The 1,565-nt window shown below is 46.3% G+C and carries 2 protein-coding genes; both read right to left on the bottom strand.

Annotated features, from left to right (window positions below):
- On the bottom strand, positions 1–712 hold a 712-nt coding region (locus AUR66_RS21400; RefSeq protein WP_157533168.1), incomplete at its 3' end, for a terminase large subunit domain-containing protein.
- A 260-nt stretch (positions 713–972) separates the two neighbouring features.
- Positions 973–1,565, bottom strand: a 593-nt coding sequence (locus AUR66_RS22210) for a hypothetical protein (protein ID WP_197409823.1), incomplete at its 5' end; no start/stop codon positions are given.

Raw genomic sequence — 1,565 nt, 5'->3', positions numbered from 1 at the left:
CCAACTTCTCGAAGTTGTATTGCTCGTTTTGAACCGACGAGAACAGCTCTTCAATCTTTTCACCACCAGGGACGTTGATTTCGACGTTAACACCGTTGACACGGTTCACGATCTGAGTTGAGACTCGATCCTTGGTACTTGACGGAGAATATCCATTTTTGAGCATAGAAACGCCTTGTCGCCGATGTTCGTCGGTATCTATAGCTCTCTCAAGTAATTCCAGTGGCCACGTCCAAACTATTGAGTCACTTTTCACAATATCGTAAAGATCACTCAGCGGGTCACTCGTGAAGTAGGCGATAGTAGGTACGTCGTTTTGCTGCCTCCAGGTGCGAATTTTGTCCAGCCTCTCTTGTGTGATTTTGACAGAGTCGTCAACCAAGACGCATGCTACTTTCTGACCTACGACGTCTGAAGGGATTCTCTTGCTAGTGTAAGAGAACAGAAATCTAGGGTGGCTTGCCCCGTTAGAGTTTGTGGTGACACGAGACAAATCACCGTTTGTATTAACATTCGCAACGGTCATTTCAACCTCACTGTATGGTTTTGTATTTCGACCCGATCCTATAGGAGGTTTCAGCCGTCGGAATTCTTCTCGAACGTCTGTGTCAGAACTCATGACAAAAATAATATCTCTATCAGTACCGGAAATCGACCAGAGCGCATCTAACGCTAATTGAGGGAGATGTTCGGCTTTCATGGTAGGAGTCACTATGCACAACTCCTCATTTTCGGCTAGAGCGTACCGGACCAATCCTGCATGCAGTCGTGTCGAAAAGGGCACGGTAACCGGAGCGTTGTCCGAATAGACCACATCATCGTCTAAAACGGGCCTCGGTATTGCAGATCGGCGAAACAATTCCGTGAAAGACACAAATGACACTTCATCTGAATGCTTGATATTCTTTTCTCCGGTACGCACCAGGCCACAGATCCATACTTGAATGAGTCTATAATTTCATAAATTTTGTACTACACAAAATCGGATACTTCAGAAGTGGTCAAAAATGGCCAATATTCAGGTGTCTGGGTCACAAGTTTGTCCACAACTTCTGCAGCGGGGACTCGCGGCTTTTGAATAGAGGCAAGAAACGAGGCTACGATTGGGTGCGGTATTATAGCCGACCAAGGGTTATTATTGGATTCTTTTGCCCCTTTCATTTTACGCACGGTCGCATTCAGATACCCTGCATTCATTGAACCGTCATTTTTCACTCCGGTGAGAGCGAATCGATATGCTTTCAATTCGTCTAGCATCAAAGGAGAAACACTCAGATCTGGGAGGTTGACATCGTCTATCGCCTCTTGAATAGCGATTTGGGACTTCCTTACTCCCTGAGATCTACGAATTTGCTCACCCATCAGCAGGATTTCGTGCCTCTGTGCATCCATTCGGAATAACATTGCTACATTGGAGTCGGCAGGAATGACGTTGGCTGCCTCCCGACAACATTCTCTTGAAAGTTCGAAGTCGTTCTCCTGCCAGGCTTTTTGCGCTTTGACCAGCGCTCGGTAATAGTCGGCGAGCATTTGTTGGTCGATGTTGATATCATACTCGTTAACGT

Source organism: Haloferax profundi (genome assembly GCF_001469865.1).
Classification (GTDB): Archaea; Halobacteriota; Halobacteria; order Halobacteriales; family Haloferacaceae; genus Haloferax; species Haloferax profundi.
The sequence above is the reverse complement of the archived record's forward strand: the minus strand, read 5'-3'. Positions and strand labels throughout refer to the sequence as shown.